Source organism: Variovorax sucrosi (assembly GCF_051216635.1).
Lineage (GTDB): Bacteria > Pseudomonadota > Gammaproteobacteria > Burkholderiales > Burkholderiaceae_C > Variovorax.
In genome coordinates this window covers 210,225-224,523 of the sequence record NZ_JBPJZU010000010.1, presented here as the reverse complement: position 1 = coordinate 224,523, position 14,299 = coordinate 210,225, and the positions used below count along the sequence as shown (strand labels likewise).

Sequence of the window (14,299 nt, the reverse complement as noted above, 5' to 3'; positions counted from 1 at the left end):
CTGCTGCGGACGAGGCATCACTGGGGCGGCTCGCGCAGCTCGACGTAGGCGCGGGCCCGGGTTTCCTGCACCCAGGTCTCGAAGGCCTCGTCCATCTTCTTCTCGCGCAGCGCCGCGCGCGCCGCTTCGCGCTGCTCGGTCTGGCTCAGCTTGGCTTCGCGGCGGCCCTGCACCTGGATCAGGTGCACGCCGAAGCGCGACACCACCGGATCGCTGATCTGCCCCGGCGCGAGGCGGTCCATCGCCTCCTCGAATTCCGGCACGAACTGGCCGGGCCGGCCCCAGCCCAGATCGCCGCCTTCCTTGGCACTGCCGTCTTCCGAGTTGTCGCGCGCCAGGCCGGCGAAGTCGGCCGTGCCGGCCTGCAGGCGGCGCTTGAATTCGGCCAGCTGTTCGATGGCTTTCGCGGTGCTGCGCTGCATGTCGGTGCGCAGCAGGATATGGCGCACCTGGGTCTGCGTGACCACGCCTTCGGCGGCACCGGCCCGGCCCTTGGCCAGCACCTTGATGACGTGGAAGCCGGCGCCGGAGCGCACCGGACCGACGACGCCATTGACCGGCGTCGCCTGCGTCGCCTCGATGAACAGCGGCGGGTAGCGGTCGACGGAGCGCAAGCCGAGCGCACCGCCGTTGGCCCGGTCGGGCGAATCGGAATTCTCGCCGGCCAGCTTGGCGAAGTCCTCGCCGGCCAGGGCGCGCTGTGCCACGCCCTGCGCCTTCTGCTGCAGCGCCTTCACCTGCGCCTCGCTGGCGTCCTCGGGCACGGCCACCAGCACATGCGCCAGGTTGATTTCGGCCGAGACCGCCGCGCTGCCGCCGCGTTGTTCCTGCAGGAACTGCTCAGCCTCGGTATCGCTCACCTTCACGCGCGAATTGACCTCGCGCTCGCGCACCCGCGTCAGCGTCAGCTGGTCGCGCAGGTCGGTACGGAATTCCTGCTTGCTCACGCCGTCGGCGGCGATGCGGCGATAAAGCTCATCGAGGCTCACCTGGTTCTGCCGTGCCACCAATTGCTCGGCCTGGTCGATGGCGAGGTCGTCGATCTTGATGCCGGCTTCCTTGGCCACCTGCAGCTGCGCGCGCTCGGAGATGATGCGCTCGAGCACCAGCCGGTTCAATTCGACCCGCGGCAGTCGCTGCGCCTCGGGGTTCTGCTGAAGGATGCGGGCCGCGCGCTTGAGCACCTCGGTGTTGGTGATCGGCTCGGAATTCACGAGTGCCACGATGTACTCGGCCGAACGCTGGCCGGTGACCGGTGCCGCCGGCGTCCGCGCCGCGGCACCCGGTGTCGGCGCGTTCACCCGCGGCCCCCCGCGCATGATGTCGGTGATGCCGGTGCCGCCCCCCCCGGGGCGCAGCCCCAGACCTTGCGCCTGCGCGCCCGAGACGAGCAGCCCTGCGCTCAGGCAGGCCAAGGAGACGGTGGAACGGAGGAATTTCATGGTTGGCACTGGCTCGGTCTCAGTCGTAATTGGTGAAGCGGCTTGGTGTCTCGCCCGGTTGGCGCAGCGGCTGGTAGCGCTGGATGTTCTGCGACAGCGACCTGAGGGGGCTCGAGCCGACGGCGGCGAAGCCGACGAACTCGATCTGGAACATGATCCGGGTCGCTGCTGTGACTTGTCCGGTGGACAGACGTTCCAGCACCACACGCCCGATCCAGCAGCAACCATCGTATTCGACGCCGATCACCCCGTCGGTGAGCTTGCTGTCCTTCAGGCTGTAGTTCATCCGGCCCACGGCGTACCAGCGGCCACCGCCTTCGCCACGACCCGGGCCGAGGTTCTTGCCCTTGTCACCCCAGAGGTCGTTGAGCGGCCACTGCCAGCCGAGGTCGATCGACTTGCTGCCGTCCCGAGCGAGCGGGGTGGTGTCGGCCTGGTAGCGAAAGGCGGCATTGAGGGTGCGGTACGGCCCGGGGTTGTAGCGGGCCGTCACCGTGCTGCGCTCCGAACGGCGCGAATCGGGGTTGTACTGGATGGTGGTGTCGGCGGTCCACTTCGAGGTCCAGTTGATCTGTGCTCCCACCAGGATGTCGCTCAGACGGTCGGTGGTCGGCAGCGCGCCTGGCAGCGTGACGCGCTGGTCGCTGAAGCGAAAGCGCTGTGCCACCCCCAAGCGCGCGGCCTCGGCGCCGGTGTCGGCGTCGATCAGGCGGGTGCTCACGCCGGCCGTCAGCACGTTGCTGTCGGCGATGCGGTCGTTGCCGGAGAACGCGTTCTCGGTGTAGACGGTGGCGAAGTTGAAGTCGTTCGCCGCGCTGTCATACACCGGCAGCTGGCTCTGGTCGCGGTACGGCGTACGCGCATAGAAGAGCCGCGGCTCCAGCGTCTGGCGGAAGGCCCGACCGAACACCGTCGCGTCGCGCTCGAACACCATCCCGCTGTCGATACTGAAGGTCGGCAGGGTACGGCTGGCCGAACTCGCCCCGTTGGCAAGCGGCGCATCGAACTGGTAGGAGGTCGCGTGCAGCTGCACCTTCGGGATGACGAAGGTGCCTGGCGTGATCCAGGGCCGGCTGACCTGCAGGATGCCGAAGGCCCGCTCGCCGTCGGGCTGGCGCTGCCCGTTGAGGATGGGCGCATAGCGCGAGTCGGCGCGAAAGCGGGTGTAGTCCAGCTGGGTGCTGACGTCGAAGCCGTTCCAGTCGTACTGCGTGTTGTTCGCCGTGAGCTGCGGCACGCGGTCGTACGGCGGCGTGATCTGCGACAGCGAGTACTGGAGCGTCTGATAGGACAGCACGCGCGCAACGCCGCCCCAATCGCCCTTGGCCCAGTTGAGCGCCGCTTCGCTGTCGAGCAGGCGCGTGCTCAACGTGGGAGTGCGGGAGAAGTCGCGCCAGTAGTCGTTGTCGCTCACCCGGTTGATGCGCAAGGTGCCGACAAGCGCGTCGAGCCCGAAGGGCTTGGGATCGAAGGTCTGGGTGTGGGTGGTCCAGACACCCCAGCGATCGCGGTTGCGCAGCTGGTCCGACGGCATGTAGTCCGCGCGCACGACACCGTTGTAGCTGTTCTCCAGATAGCGGAACTCGCTGCCCAGGTTGATGCCACGCTTGCTCATCAGCGTCGGCGTCAGCGTGGCGTCGCGGTTCGGCGCGATGTTCCAGTAATAGGGCACCTGCAGCTCGACGCCGTTGACGCTGTCCACGCCGAAGACCGGCGGCAGGATGCCGCTCTTGCGCTGGTTGTTCAGCGGGAAGCTGATCGACGGCAGCGCCGGCGTGCTCAGGCCCATGAAGCTCATGCGCGCATCGGTGGCGATCCCGACGTTCTCTTCGGTGTCGGTCCTCAGCGTGGCCGCAGTGAGCAGCCAGGCCGGCATCCAGCCCGGGTAGTCCTCGCGGCGGCAGGTGGTGTAGGTCGCGTTGCGACCCACGGAGATGTTCGAATCGACGAAGTCGATGCGATCGGCCTGGCCGTTGCCGCCGTTCTCGAGGAACTGGTAGCGCACATTGTTGAAGAAGCCCTCGAAGGTCTCGACCTTCAATTGGAGCTCGGGCCCTTCGTAGACGTTGCCGCCCTGGTTCACCCGCACGTTCCCCTGCGCCTTTGCGAGGTCGTCAGGCTGGTAGTACTCGAGCCGGTCGGCGTGGATAACGGTGTCGCCGCGCCGCAGCGACGCGTTGCCCTCGACGATGGTCTCCAGGTCCGGTCGACCCGAGATGCGGTTGCCGTCGACGAAGCTGGGTCGCAGGCCGCGCTCGCTGTTCGGAATGGCCTCGACCAGTTGGGGCGTGCGTCGCAACTGCAGCGGCGCATCGATCCAGGCGGCTTCCTGCGCGAGCGCGCCCTGCGCCTGCCACAGGGCCAGCGTCAGGACCGCAAGCGGCAGCGGGGGGCGCAAGGGTCGGCTCATTCGCCCCTCCGCCCGAACGCATCGTCGGTGGCCGGTGCCTGCGTCGCAGGCAAGCAGGACACGGCGGGCCAGGCACGAGGGCATTTCAGTTCGGACATGGGCAGGGGCGTCACGGATCGTCGGAGGGGAAAATGGGTCTGCGAGCGAGGGTGTTCGCAAGGGCCGGAGAGGCGATTTGTAGAATCGATTATCCATGACCGCATCCCCGCACCCGGCCGCCGGCGCCGCCCCTTCCATCGCCTGGAGCGACCCGGCCCGCGCAGCGGCCTTCGGGCGCTGGCTGGACCGCATCGCACCGACCCATCACCTGATCCCCGAGACCGTCCGGCTGGCGTCCGCCGACGCCAGCTTCCGGCGCTACTTTCGCATCGACACGACCGCCGGCACGCGCACCCGCATCGTGATGGACGCTCCGCCCGACAAGGAGAACAGCGCGCCCTTCGTCGATGTGGCCCGGCTGATGAAGGAGGCCGGCGTGAAGGCGCCGCAGGTGCTGGACTGGGACACCGCCGACGGCTTTCTCCTGCTGGACGATCTCGGCAGCCGCACCATGCTCGACGTGATCGACCCGGCAAATGCCGATGCGAGCCGTCCGCTGTATGGCCAGGCCATCGACGCATTGATCGCCTGGCAGCTGGCGTCGAAGCCCGGCGTGTTGCCGCCCTACGACAGCGCGCTGCTGGAGCGCGAGCTGGCGCTGTTTCCGCAGTGGTACATCGCGCAGCACCGCGGCGTGGCGGTCGAGGGGAAGATCAAGGAACGGCTCGACCGCGCCTTCAAGGCCATCGTCGCGCACAACCTCGCCGCGCCCAGCGTCTACGTGCACCGCGACTTCATGCCGCGCAACCTGATGGTGGCCGACGATGGTGGGCCGCTGGGCGTGCTCGATTTCCAGGACGCGGTGTACGGCCCCATCACCTACGACATCGCCAGCCTGATGCGCGACGCCTTCCTGAGCTGGGACGAAGACTTCGTGCTCGACATCACCGTGCGTTACTGGCAGCAGGCGCGCAAGGCCGGGCTGCCGGTGGACGAGGATTTCGGCGCTTTCTACCGCGGCGTCGAATGGATGGGTTTGCAGCGTCACCTGAAGGTGGCCGGCATCTTCGCGCGGCTGACGCTGCGCGACGGCAAGCCGAAGTACCTGGCCGACACGCCGCGCTTCATCGCCTACATCCGCGCCACCGCCAGCCGGTACACCGAACTCACGCCACTGCTGCGCGTGATCGACGAGGTCGAAGGCACGCAGCCGACGGTCGGCTTCGCCTACGGTCGGGTCTGAGGTGCCGCGCTTCCACTGCGCCATCCCGCTGCAGGCCGGGATCACGCTCGCACTGCCACCCGGCGCCGCGCGCCACGTCCAGGTGTTGCGCATGCAGCCCGGCGAGGCCCTGACGCTGTTCGACGGCCACGGCGGCGAATATTCGGCGGTGGTGGAGCGCATGGGCCGCAGCGAGGTCACGGTGACCCTCGGTGCGCACGATCCGGTCGAGCGCGAGGCCTCGCAGCCGGTGCACCTCGTGCCGGGCATGCCCGCCAACGACCGCATGGACTGGCTGGTCGAGAAGGCCACCGAGCTCGGTGCCGCGAGCATCCAGCCGCTGATGACGGCCCACGGCGTGCTGCGTCTGGCGGCCGAACGCGCCGAGAAGAAGCGCGCCCACTGGGAGGCCATCGCCATCGCGGCCTGCGAGCAGTGCGGGCGCAACCGCGTGCCGCGCATCCACCCGGTGCGCGCCTTCGCCGACTGGCTGGCCGACGCGCCGCAGGACGACGGCGCGCAGCGCCTCGTCCTGAGCCTGGCGCCCGGCACGCGGCCGCTCGCCGCGCTGGGCACCACCGCGCCCGCCGGCGGCGCCGGATGGCGTGTGCTGAGCGGGCCCGAAGGCGGCCTCAGTGCCGACGAAGAGGCCCGGGCGTTGGCACAAGGCTTTCGTCCCGCCCGGCTGGGGCCACGCGTGCTGCGCGCCGAAACGGCGGCACTCGCGGCGCTGACCTTGCTGGGCGCGGCGTGAGCGCAGCCCGTTTGTCGCGCCTGCAACGCCGCGTGTGCTGCATGCCGGCCCTGCTGGCCGGCCTCTGCCTGGCGGCTGCGGCGCAAGCCCAGCATTTCGCGCCGAAGTCCATGGCCAGCCCGACGGTGCGCCCGGAGGTCCGCCTGGCCTTCGCCCGGCTGCTGGCCTCGCCGCCGGTGCAGCGCACCCTCGATGCGGTGCGCGACGACCATCCCCGTGCGATCGCCGACCTGCGCCTGCTCACCGAGATCGAGGCGCCGCCCTTCAAGGAGCAGAAACGGGCCGAAGCCTTCCTCGCACGCATGAAGGCACTGGGCCTGGCCGACGCCCGCATCGACGGCGAGGGCAACGTGCTGGGCCTGCGCAAGGGCAGCGGCAAGGGGCCGACGCTGCTGGTGTCGGCGCACCTCGACACGGTGTTTCCAGCCGGCACCGACGTGCGTGTGCGTGAGCGCGACGGCCGCCTCTACGCGCCGGGCATCTCCGACGACACACGCGGGCTCGCGGTGCTGCTGTCCTGGTTGCGGGTGCTGAACGAGCAGAAGATCCAGACCGAGGGCGACCTGCTGTTCGCCGCGAGCGTGGGCGAGGAAGAGCTTGGCAACCTGCGTGGCATGAAGCGCATCTTCGCGGAGCACCCCGAGATCGACGGCATGGTCGGGCTCGAACCGGCGCCCGACGGCAGTGTGCTGGTCGCCGGCACCGCGAGCCGCCGCCACGAGGTGGTGTTCAGCGGACCGGGTGGCCACAGCTTCGGCGCCTTCGGCCGCGTGCCCAGTGCCGTCCACGGCATGGGCCGTGCGATCGCGAAGATCGCCGAACTGAAGACACCCAGCTTCCCGCGCACCACCTTCACCGTCGGCACCGCCAGCGGCGGCACCGCGGTCAACGTGATCGCGGCAGAAGCGCGGATGGTCATCGACATCCGCTCGGATGCGCCGGCCGAACTGCGCGCGCTCGAGCGCAAGATCTTCGGGGCCGTCGACGCCGCGGTGCGCGAGGAGAACGCACGCGCCGGCACCCACACGCTCCGCACCACGCACCGTCTGGTGGGCGAGCGCCCGGGCGGCCGGACGCCGAGCGATGCGGTGATCGTCGAAGCAGCGGTGCGCGCCAACGCCAGCGCCGGTCGCCGCACGCTGTTGCGCGGCGGCAGCACCGACGCCAACGTGCCGATGGCGATGGGCATCCCGGCCATCGTGCTGGGCGGCGGCGGGCAGACCGGCGGCTTCCACGCCCTGGACGAATGGATCGACCTGCACGAAGCCTGGCGCGGTGCGCAGAACTCGCTGCTCACGGTGCTGGGCCTGGTGGGCGTGCAGGAGGTGAGCGCGCCGCTGCTGACGAAGCGGTCGGCTGCGAACTGAGTCACGTACGGCGCCCTTGGCAGAGGGCCCGCAGGTTCCCAGACGATGCGCAGACGCGCACAATCGCTTCCCTTCGCAACCACCTCAATCAAGGAACACGTCATGGGATTGCTCGACTCGATGCTCGGTCAGGTGCTCGGTGGCTCGCAGGCCGGGCAGGGCGATCTCGCCGGTGCGCTCGGCGGCCTGCTCGGCAACAGCGGCGGGCCGGAAGGGCTCGGCGGCCTGGTCTCCAAGTTCGAACAGGCCGGCCTGGGCGACGTCATCGGCTCGTGGATCGGCAAGGGCGAGAACGCGCCCGTGTCCGGCGGCCAGCTGAACGACGCGCTGGGCAGCGACGCGATCTCGGCCATCGCGGGCAAGCTGGGCATCAGCCCGGCCATGCTGCTGCCGATGCTGGCCACCCTGCTGCCCTCGCTGATCGACCGGCTCACGCCGAACGGCCAGATTCCCGAGCAGGGCGTCGGCACCAACGAAGAGCTGATGTCCTCGCTGAGCGGCCTGCTGCAGAAGCGCTGAGGGCCTAAGCCGCCACCGGCTCGGCCCGGGCCTTGCGGTGCGCCACCGGCAGCGCCGCGATCACCTCGGCCACCGCCGCCGTCAGCTTCTTCGCATAGGGCACGTGCAGGAACTCGTTGGGGCCGTGCGCGTTGCTCTTGGGGCCCAGCACGCCGCAGACCATCATCTGCGCGGTCGGGAAGCCCGCGCTGAGCATGTTCATCAACGGGATCGTGCCGCCCTGGCCGATGTAGCCGCAGGGCGCGCCGAAGTGCGCTTGCGACGCGACGTTGAGCGCCTGCTCGAACCACGGCGTGATCGCCGGTGCGTTCCAGCCGGTGGCACCGCCCCCGCCCTCGAAGGTGACCTTGGCCTGGTAGGGCGCGTTGTCTTCGAGCAGTGCCTTGAGTTCCTGCACCGCGCGGTCGGCATCGACCAGCGGTGGCAGGCGCAGCGACAGCTTGAAGGCGGTGTAGGGGCGCAGCACGTTGCCCGCGTCCTTCAGCGCCGGGAAGCCGTCGGCACCGGTGACCGACAGCGTCGGCTTCCAGGTGCGGTTGAGCAACGCCTCGACCGGGTCGGTGGTGGTGGGCAGCGCGAAGGTGGTCGAGCCGCCGCAGTCGTAGTGCGCCCAGGGGAAACGCTTGAACAACTCGTCGCCGAGGATGCCGGCGGTCACGCGGGCCTGCGCCAGCCGATCGGCCGGCACCTCGCAATGGAAGCTCGCCGGCAGCAGGCGGCCGGTCGCGCTGTCTTCCAGGCGGTCGAGCACCTGCCGCATGATGCGGAAGCTCGACGGCACCAGGCCCGACGCGTCGCCCGAGTGGATGCCTTCGGTCAGCACCTCGACCTTCAACATGCCGCCGGCCATGCCGCGCAGCGAGGTGGTGAGCCACAACTGGTCGTAGTTGCCGGCGCCGGAGTCGAGGCAGATCACCAGGCTGACGTCGCCCAGCCGGTCCTTCAAGGCCGTGACGTAGGGCAGCAGGTCGTAGGAGCCGCTTTCCTCGCAGGTCTCGATCAGGCCGACGATGCGGGGGTGCGCGGCGCCCTGCGCCTTGAGCGCCTGCAGCGCCGCCACGCTCGCGTACACCGCGTAGCCGTCGTCGGCGCCGCCGCGCCCGTAGAGCAGGCCGTTCTCGTACTTCGGGGTCCAGGGGCCGAGGTCGTTGCGCCAACCGGTGAACTCGGGTTGCTTGTCGAGGTGGCCGTACATCAGCACCGTCTCGCCCATGTCGGTGCCGGTGGCCGGCACTTCGAAGAACAGCACCGGCGTGCGGCCCGGGAGCCGCACGATCTCGAGCGTCAGGCCCTCGACCTTCTGCGCCTCGACCCAGGCCGCGGCGTTGCGCAGCACGGTCTCGAGGTAGCCGTTGGCCGACCACTCCTTGTCGAAGCCGGGCGACTTGGCCGGGATCGCGATGTAGTCGGTCAGCTGGCGCAGGATGTCGGTGTCCCACTTCGTGGTGACGTCGGACAGGGCACGCTCGGCGTCGAGCGCGCCGGCGGGCATTTCGCGGTGCAGGGGGGCGTTCATCGGGGTTCTCCGCTGAAGGGAATCGGGGGAAAAGCATTGTGCGCCTGTAGGCGCGCCGCGTAGAGTGCGCAGTCCCAATCCCGACTCGACATGAAGGAGCGTGCATGAGCAGCAGCAAGGCGACCGAGCGCATCCGCGTGGGCATCGGCGGCTGGACCTACGAGCCGTGGCGAAACAACTTCTATCCCGAAGACCTGCCGCAGAAGCAGGAGCTGCACTACGCGAGCCGGCAAGTCACCGCGATCGAGGTCAACGGCACCTACTACAGCACGATGAAGCCCGAGAGCTTCCGCAAGTGGCACGACGAGACGCCCGACGGCTTCGTGTTCTCGCTCAAGGCCTCGCGCTTCGCGACCAACCGCAAGCTGCTGGCGGGTGCGGGCGAATCGATCACGCGCTTCGTCGACAGCGGGGTCACCGAATTGAAGGACAAGCTGGGCCCGATCGTCTGGCAGTTCATGCCGACCAAGGTCTTCGATGCGGAGGACTTCGCGGCCTTCCTGGCGCTGCTGCCGAAGAAGGCGGGCAGCCGCCCGCTGCGCCACGTGATGGACGTGCGGCACGAGAGCTTCATGACCGCGGAGTACCTCGCCCTGGCACGCGCGCACGGCGTCGCGACCGTGTTCACCGACTCGGACAAGTTTCCGTCCTTCGCCAACCTCACGGCCGACTTCGCCTATGCGCGCTTGATGAACAGCGATGCGACGTTGAAGACAGGCTATGCGCCGAAGGCGCTGGCCGCCTGGGTGGGCCGCGCGCAGCGGTGGGCCGAAGGCGGCACGCCGGACGGCCTGCCGCGCGTCGACGGCGCCGACGACGTGCAAGCCAAGGCGCGCGACGTGTTCGTCTTCTTCATCAACGGCGCCAAAGAAAAAGCACCCGCCGCAGCGGGTGCCTTGATCGCGAAGCTGGGCGCCTGATCAGGCGGCTTGCAGCGCGGGCTTTTTCGAGTCCGATGCGCCGAAGGTGATCTCGCCGGAGAGCTGGCCGCCTTCCTCGATGACGATCTTGCCGTAGCGGATCTTGCCGGTGACCTTGCCGGTCGAATGGATGACGAGCTTCTCGCGCACCGTGAGGTTGCCGTCGAACACGCCGCGAATCTCCGCGATGTCGATCTCGGCCGAGCCTTTGAACTCGCCCTGCTCGGCGATCTGGATCACGCGCGAATCCATCGTGGCCTCGACCAGGCCCTCGACCACGAGCGTGTCGCAATCGGTGATCTCGACGCCCTTGAGCTTGATGTTCGGGCCGACGGTCAGCTTGCTGCCGCCCTCCTTTGCCACCGGTGCGGCGGCGGTCGGGGTGGGGCTCGCCACGCTCGGGGGGGTGACGGGCGTGCCCGCGAGATTGGTGCCGGCGCCGACGAGCGGTGCGGGGCGAGAATTGAAGTTGTCGGTGTCGCGGTCACGCTTGCCGAAGAAGGGGGACTGTGAAGCCAAGACTTACTCCTCTGGAAACGGTCTATCGTAAGAAGGCCATAGAGCCTGCCGGCACTTTTTTCCGAAAGATTGGTAACCAGATCATTCGTGCAGCGCGGCGGTACGAACTTTCGGGTAGCTTCCGCGGCGCCGTGGACCCGGCGCGGTAAGGCGCGCGCGCCGTGACAATGCCGACGAGCTCGTTGAACATCGAAAGCGCCATGCCTCCCCACCCCTTGCCCCGGCCCCCGAACCCGCCTGTCTCCGTGGCCGACGAGACACCGGTCGAAGCCCGCTTCGGCAAGCCCGAAGGCGGATGGCGGCTGCGCCTGTATGCGGTCATCTTCGAATCCGAGACGCGTGCAGGCCGCCTGTTCGACCTCGCGCTGATCGCGGTCATCCTGCTCAGTGTGCTGGTCGTGGTGCTCGACAGCGTGCAGCCGATCCATGCACGCTGGGGCAAGGCCTTCGGCCTCGGCGAGTGGTTCTTCACCGTCGTCTTCACGATCGAGTACATCGCGCGACTCGCTTGCCTGAAGCGGCCGCTGCGCTACGCGATGAGCTTCTACGGCGTGGTCGACCTGCTCGCACTGCTGCCGACCTACCTCGCGATCCTGATGCCCGAACTCGCGGTGCTGATCGACGTGCGCATCCTGCGGCTGCTGCGCGTCTTTCGCATCTTCAAGATGTCGCGCTACGCAGCAGAATACCGCGCGCTCGCCACGGCACTGGCCGCGAGCCGTCGCAAGATCATGGTCTTCGTCGGCTTCGTGATCATGGTGGTGCTGGTGCTCGGCACGCTGATGTACGTGGTCGAAGGACCGCAGCACGGCTTCACCAGCATTCCGGTGGCGGTGTACTGGGCCATCTCGACCATGACGACGGTGGGCTTCGGCGACCTGGTGCCCAAGACCGGTGTCGGCCGCGCGATCGCCTCGGTGATGATGCTGCTCGGCTGGGGTGTGCTGGCCGTTCCGACGGGCATCGTGTCGGCCGAGATGGTGCGCTACGGCCGCGACGCGGCGCCCGATCTCGTGGGCGGACATGGCCTGCTGGCCGAAGCTCTGCACGTCACGCCGGATGCGCGACGCTGCGCCGACTGCGGCGCCGGTCAGCACGCCGGCGACGCACGCTTCTGCCGGTGCTGCGGACACGCACTGGGCTGAGTCGTTCAGCCCGCCGCCTCGGCCCAGACGGCGCGACCTTGCGATGCATCGTCGATGCGCGCCACCAGTGCGGCGGCATCGGCCTCGACCACCTGGAAGGTGCAGCGGACAAGCGTGCCGTGCGCGACCTCCATCCGCACCGCGCCGGCCGCCGCCAGTTCGCGGCGCAGCACGCCTTCCATGGCGTAGGGCACGCTGCACGACAAGGTCTGCAGGCGTTGCAGCGGCAGCTTGGCCGCACCGAGCAGGGCCTGCGCCACTGCATCGGTATAGGCGCGCACCAGGCCACCGGCGCCGAGCTTCACGCCGCCGAAGTAGCGGACCACGGTGGCGAGCACGCCTTCGAGGTCCTGATGGCGCAGCACTTCGAGCATCGGCCGACCGGCCGTCCCGCCCGGCTCGCCGTCGTCGTTGGCCGCCGACTGGCCGCCCGCCATCAGCGCCCAGCAGACATGGGCGGCACCGGGGTGCGCGATGCGCAAGCCGTTCACCACCTGCAGCGCCGCCTCGCGGTCGGCCACCGGCTGCACGCAGCCGATGAAGCGGCTCTTCTTGATGACGAGCTCGCTGTGGACCGCGGCGGCCAGCGTCTGCGCCACAGCCTCAGGTGCGCTGGAACTTGAAGACGGCGGTGCTGGCACGCGCGTTCGGCAGCCAGCGCACCTCGTGGCCGGCCTGCACGCCGAAGGCATCGAGCACACGCAGGCTGTTCTTGCCCGCGAGCACTTCGAAGTCCTTGAAGGTGCCGACGCGGATGTTGGGCGTGTCGTACCACTGGTAAGGCAGGCGGCGCGTCACCGGCATGCGGCCGCGCGCGACACTCAGGCGGTTGGGCCAGTGCGCGAAGTTGGGGAAGGCGACGATGCCGATGCGGCCCACGCGTGCCGTCTCGCGCAGCATGACCTCGGCATTGCGCAGATGCTGCAGCGTGTCGATCTGCAGCACGACGTCGAACGAGGCGTCGTCGAACATCGCAAGGCCTTCATCGAGGTTCAACTGGATCACGTCGACGCCGCGGCGGATGCACTGGAGCACGTTGCCATCGGCAATCTCCACGCCATAGCCGCTGCAGCCGCGTTCGCGCTGCAGCAGGTCGAGCAGCGCGCCGTCGCCGCAGCCGAGGTCGAGCACGCGTGCGCCTTCGGGTACGAGCTTGGCGATGAGACGTTGGGTGTCGAGATCGCTCATGCTGGCAACTCCGCCGCGACGCGCTCGAAGTAGGAACGCACCACGCCCATGTAGCGCACGTCGTCGAGCAGGAACGCATCGTGGCCGTGCGGTGCGTCGATCTCGGCGTAGCTCACGCTGCGGCGGTTGTCGAGCAGCGCCTTGACCAGCTCACGGCTGCGCGCGGGGGAGAAGCGCCAGTCGGTGGTGAAGCTCACCAGCAGGAACTTCGCGGTCGCTTTCGAAAAAGCTTCGGTGAGGTCGCCGCCGTGCTCGCGCGCCGGGTCGAAATAGTCGAGCGCACGCGTGATCAGCAGGTAGGTGTTGGCGTCGAAGTACTCACTGAACTTGTCACCCTGGTAGCGCAGGTAGCTCTCGATCTGGAACTCCACTTCCTGCGTCGAGTAGCGATACGCGGTGCCGGCGAGTTCGCCTTCGACCGCGCTGCGCAGCGTGCGACCGAACTTCTCGTTCATCACGTCGTCGCTGAGGTAGGTGATGTGGCCGATCATCCGCGCGATGCGCAGGCCGCGCTTGGGGATCACGCCGTGCTCGTAGAAGTGGCCGCCGTGGAAGTCCGGGTCGGTCACGATGGCACGGCGCGCCACCTCGTTGAAGGCGATGTTCTCGGCCGTGAGGTTGGGTGCGCTGGCCACCACCACGGCATGGCGCACGCGCTCGGGGTACTGCAGCGTCCACGACAGCGCCTGCATGCCGCCGAGGCTTCCTCCCATCACGGCCGCGAGCGTGCGAATGCCCAGCACGTCGAGCAGGCCGGCCTGCGCGTCGACCCAGTCTTCGACCGTGACGACCGGGAAGTCGGCGCCGTAGACGCGGCCGGTGGCGGGGTCGACGTGCATCGGGCCGGTCGAGCCGAAGCACGACCCGAGGTTGTTCACGCCGATCACGAAGAAGCGGTCGGTGTCGAGCGGCCTGCCCGGCCCGATCATGTTGTTCCACCAGCCTTCGGACTTGGGCTGCCCGGCATATACGCCCGCCAGGTGATGCGACGCATTGAGCGCATGGCAGACCAGCACCGCGTTGCTGCGGTCGGCGTTGAGGGTGCCATAGGTCTCGTAGGCGAGCGAATAGCCGCTGAGCGACGCGCCACTGCGCAGCGGCAGCGGCCCGGCGAAGGACATCGATTGCGGAACGACTTCGAAAGACGACATGGACAAAGAAAAACCCGGCCTCGCCAAAAAACGAGCCGGGTTCGGCCACGGTCTTTAGCTGAATTTATTAAGCGCCCGCAAGCTGTAGCAAATCGGCGCCGGGCAAG

Annotated in this window: 13 protein-coding genes; 6 read left to right on the top strand and 7 right to left on the bottom strand. The window is 68.7% G+C overall.

The window, feature by feature from the left end; all coding sequences use genetic code 11:
• Positions 1-17: 17 nt before the first annotated feature.
• A complete protein-coding gene (locus ACSFBE_RS20215) occupies positions 18-1,442 on the bottom strand; it encodes a peptidylprolyl isomerase (protein WP_435492209.1) in 1,425 nt (474 codons plus the stop codon).
• A 19-nt stretch (positions 1,443-1,461) separates the two neighbouring features.
• On the bottom strand, positions 1,462-3,852 hold the full coding sequence (locus tag ACSFBE_RS20210) for an LPS-assembly protein LptD (RefSeq protein ID WP_435492208.1): 2,391 nt from the start codon (positions 3,850-3,852) through the stop codon (positions 1,462-1,464).
• Between the two features lie 193 nt (positions 3,853-4,045).
• Here ACSFBE_RS20210 and ACSFBE_RS20205 point away from each other — a divergent pair, with 193 nt between their 5' ends.
• The 4 genes from ACSFBE_RS20205 to ACSFBE_RS20190 are packed head-to-tail and all read left to right on the top strand — an operon-like array spanning position 4,046 to position 7,753.
• Positions 4,046-5,134 (top strand): aminoglycoside phosphotransferase family protein, encoded by a 1,089-nt coding sequence (locus ACSFBE_RS20205; protein ID WP_435492207.1) that lies wholly within the window; start codon positions 4,046-4,048, stop codon positions 5,132-5,134.
• A 1-nt stretch (position 5,135) separates the two neighbouring features.
• Positions 5,136-5,867 (top strand): 16S rRNA (uracil(1498)-N(3))-methyltransferase, encoded by a 732-nt coding sequence (locus ACSFBE_RS20200; RefSeq protein WP_435492206.1) that lies wholly within the window; start codon positions 5,136-5,138, stop codon positions 5,865-5,867.
• Between the two features lie 41 nt (positions 5,868-5,908).
• A complete protein-coding gene (locus ACSFBE_RS20195) occupies positions 5,909-7,234 on the top strand; it encodes a M20/M25/M40 family metallo-hydrolase (RefSeq protein ID WP_435492273.1) in 1,326 nt (441 codons plus the stop codon).
• Positions 7,235-7,279: 45 nt separating this feature from the next.
• Complete coding sequence (locus tag ACSFBE_RS20190) at positions 7,280-7,753, top strand: YidB family protein (RefSeq protein WP_435492205.1); 474 nt, start codon at positions 7,280-7,282, stop codon at positions 7,751-7,753.
• Between the two features lie 4 nt (positions 7,754-7,757).
• On the opposite strand, the gene ACSFBE_RS20185 is transcribed toward ACSFBE_RS20190, so the two are convergent.
• Positions 7,758-9,269 carry a M20 family metallopeptidase gene (locus tag ACSFBE_RS20185; protein WP_435492204.1) on the bottom strand — a complete coding sequence of 504 codons (1,512 nt, stop codon included), beginning with the start codon at positions 9,267-9,269 and terminating at the stop codon, positions 7,758-7,760.
• A 104-nt stretch (positions 9,270-9,373) separates the two neighbouring features.
• On the opposite strand from ACSFBE_RS20185, the gene ACSFBE_RS20180 reads away from it, so the two are divergent.
• Positions 9,374-10,189, top strand: coding sequence for a DUF72 domain-containing protein (locus ACSFBE_RS20180; RefSeq protein WP_435492203.1), 816 nt, complete (start codon positions 9,374-9,376; stop codon positions 10,187-10,189).
• On the opposite strand, the gene ACSFBE_RS20175 is transcribed toward ACSFBE_RS20180, so the two are convergent.
• Positions 10,190-10,708, bottom strand: a complete 519-nt coding sequence (locus ACSFBE_RS20175) for a bactofilin family protein (RefSeq protein ID WP_435492202.1) — start codon at positions 10,706-10,708, stop codon at positions 10,190-10,192. It lies immediately after the preceding gene.
• Between the two features lie 200 nt (positions 10,709-10,908).
• On the opposite strand from ACSFBE_RS20175, the gene ACSFBE_RS20170 reads away from it, so the two are divergent.
• Positions 10,909-11,853, top strand: a complete 945-nt coding sequence (locus ACSFBE_RS20170; protein ID WP_435492201.1) for an ion transporter — start codon at positions 10,909-10,911, stop codon at positions 11,851-11,853.
• A gap of 5 nt (positions 11,854-11,858) precedes the next feature.
• Here the strand turns inward: ACSFBE_RS20170 and ACSFBE_RS20165 are convergent, their stop codons facing one another.
• Genes ACSFBE_RS20165 through metX form a run of 3 tightly spaced genes read right to left on the bottom strand, consistent with a single transcriptional unit; the run spans position 11,859 to position 14,192 of the window.
• Positions 11,859-12,452, bottom strand: coding sequence for an IMPACT family protein (locus tag ACSFBE_RS20165; RefSeq protein WP_435492272.1), 594 nt, complete (start codon positions 12,450-12,452; stop codon positions 11,859-11,861).
• 4 nt (positions 12,453-12,456) lie between these two features.
• Entirely contained in the window at positions 12,457-13,041 is a 585-nt protein-coding gene (metW, locus tag ACSFBE_RS20160; RefSeq protein ID WP_435492200.1) for a methionine biosynthesis protein MetW, read from the bottom strand.
• Positions 13,038-14,192: a homoserine O-succinyltransferase MetX gene (metX, locus tag ACSFBE_RS20155; RefSeq protein ID WP_435492199.1), complete on the bottom strand. Its 1,155-nt coding sequence runs from the start codon at positions 14,190-14,192 to the stop codon at positions 13,038-13,040. The genes metW and metX overlap by 4 nt, the downstream gene beginning before the upstream one ends.
• Between the last annotated feature and the right edge of the window lie 107 nt (positions 14,193-14,299).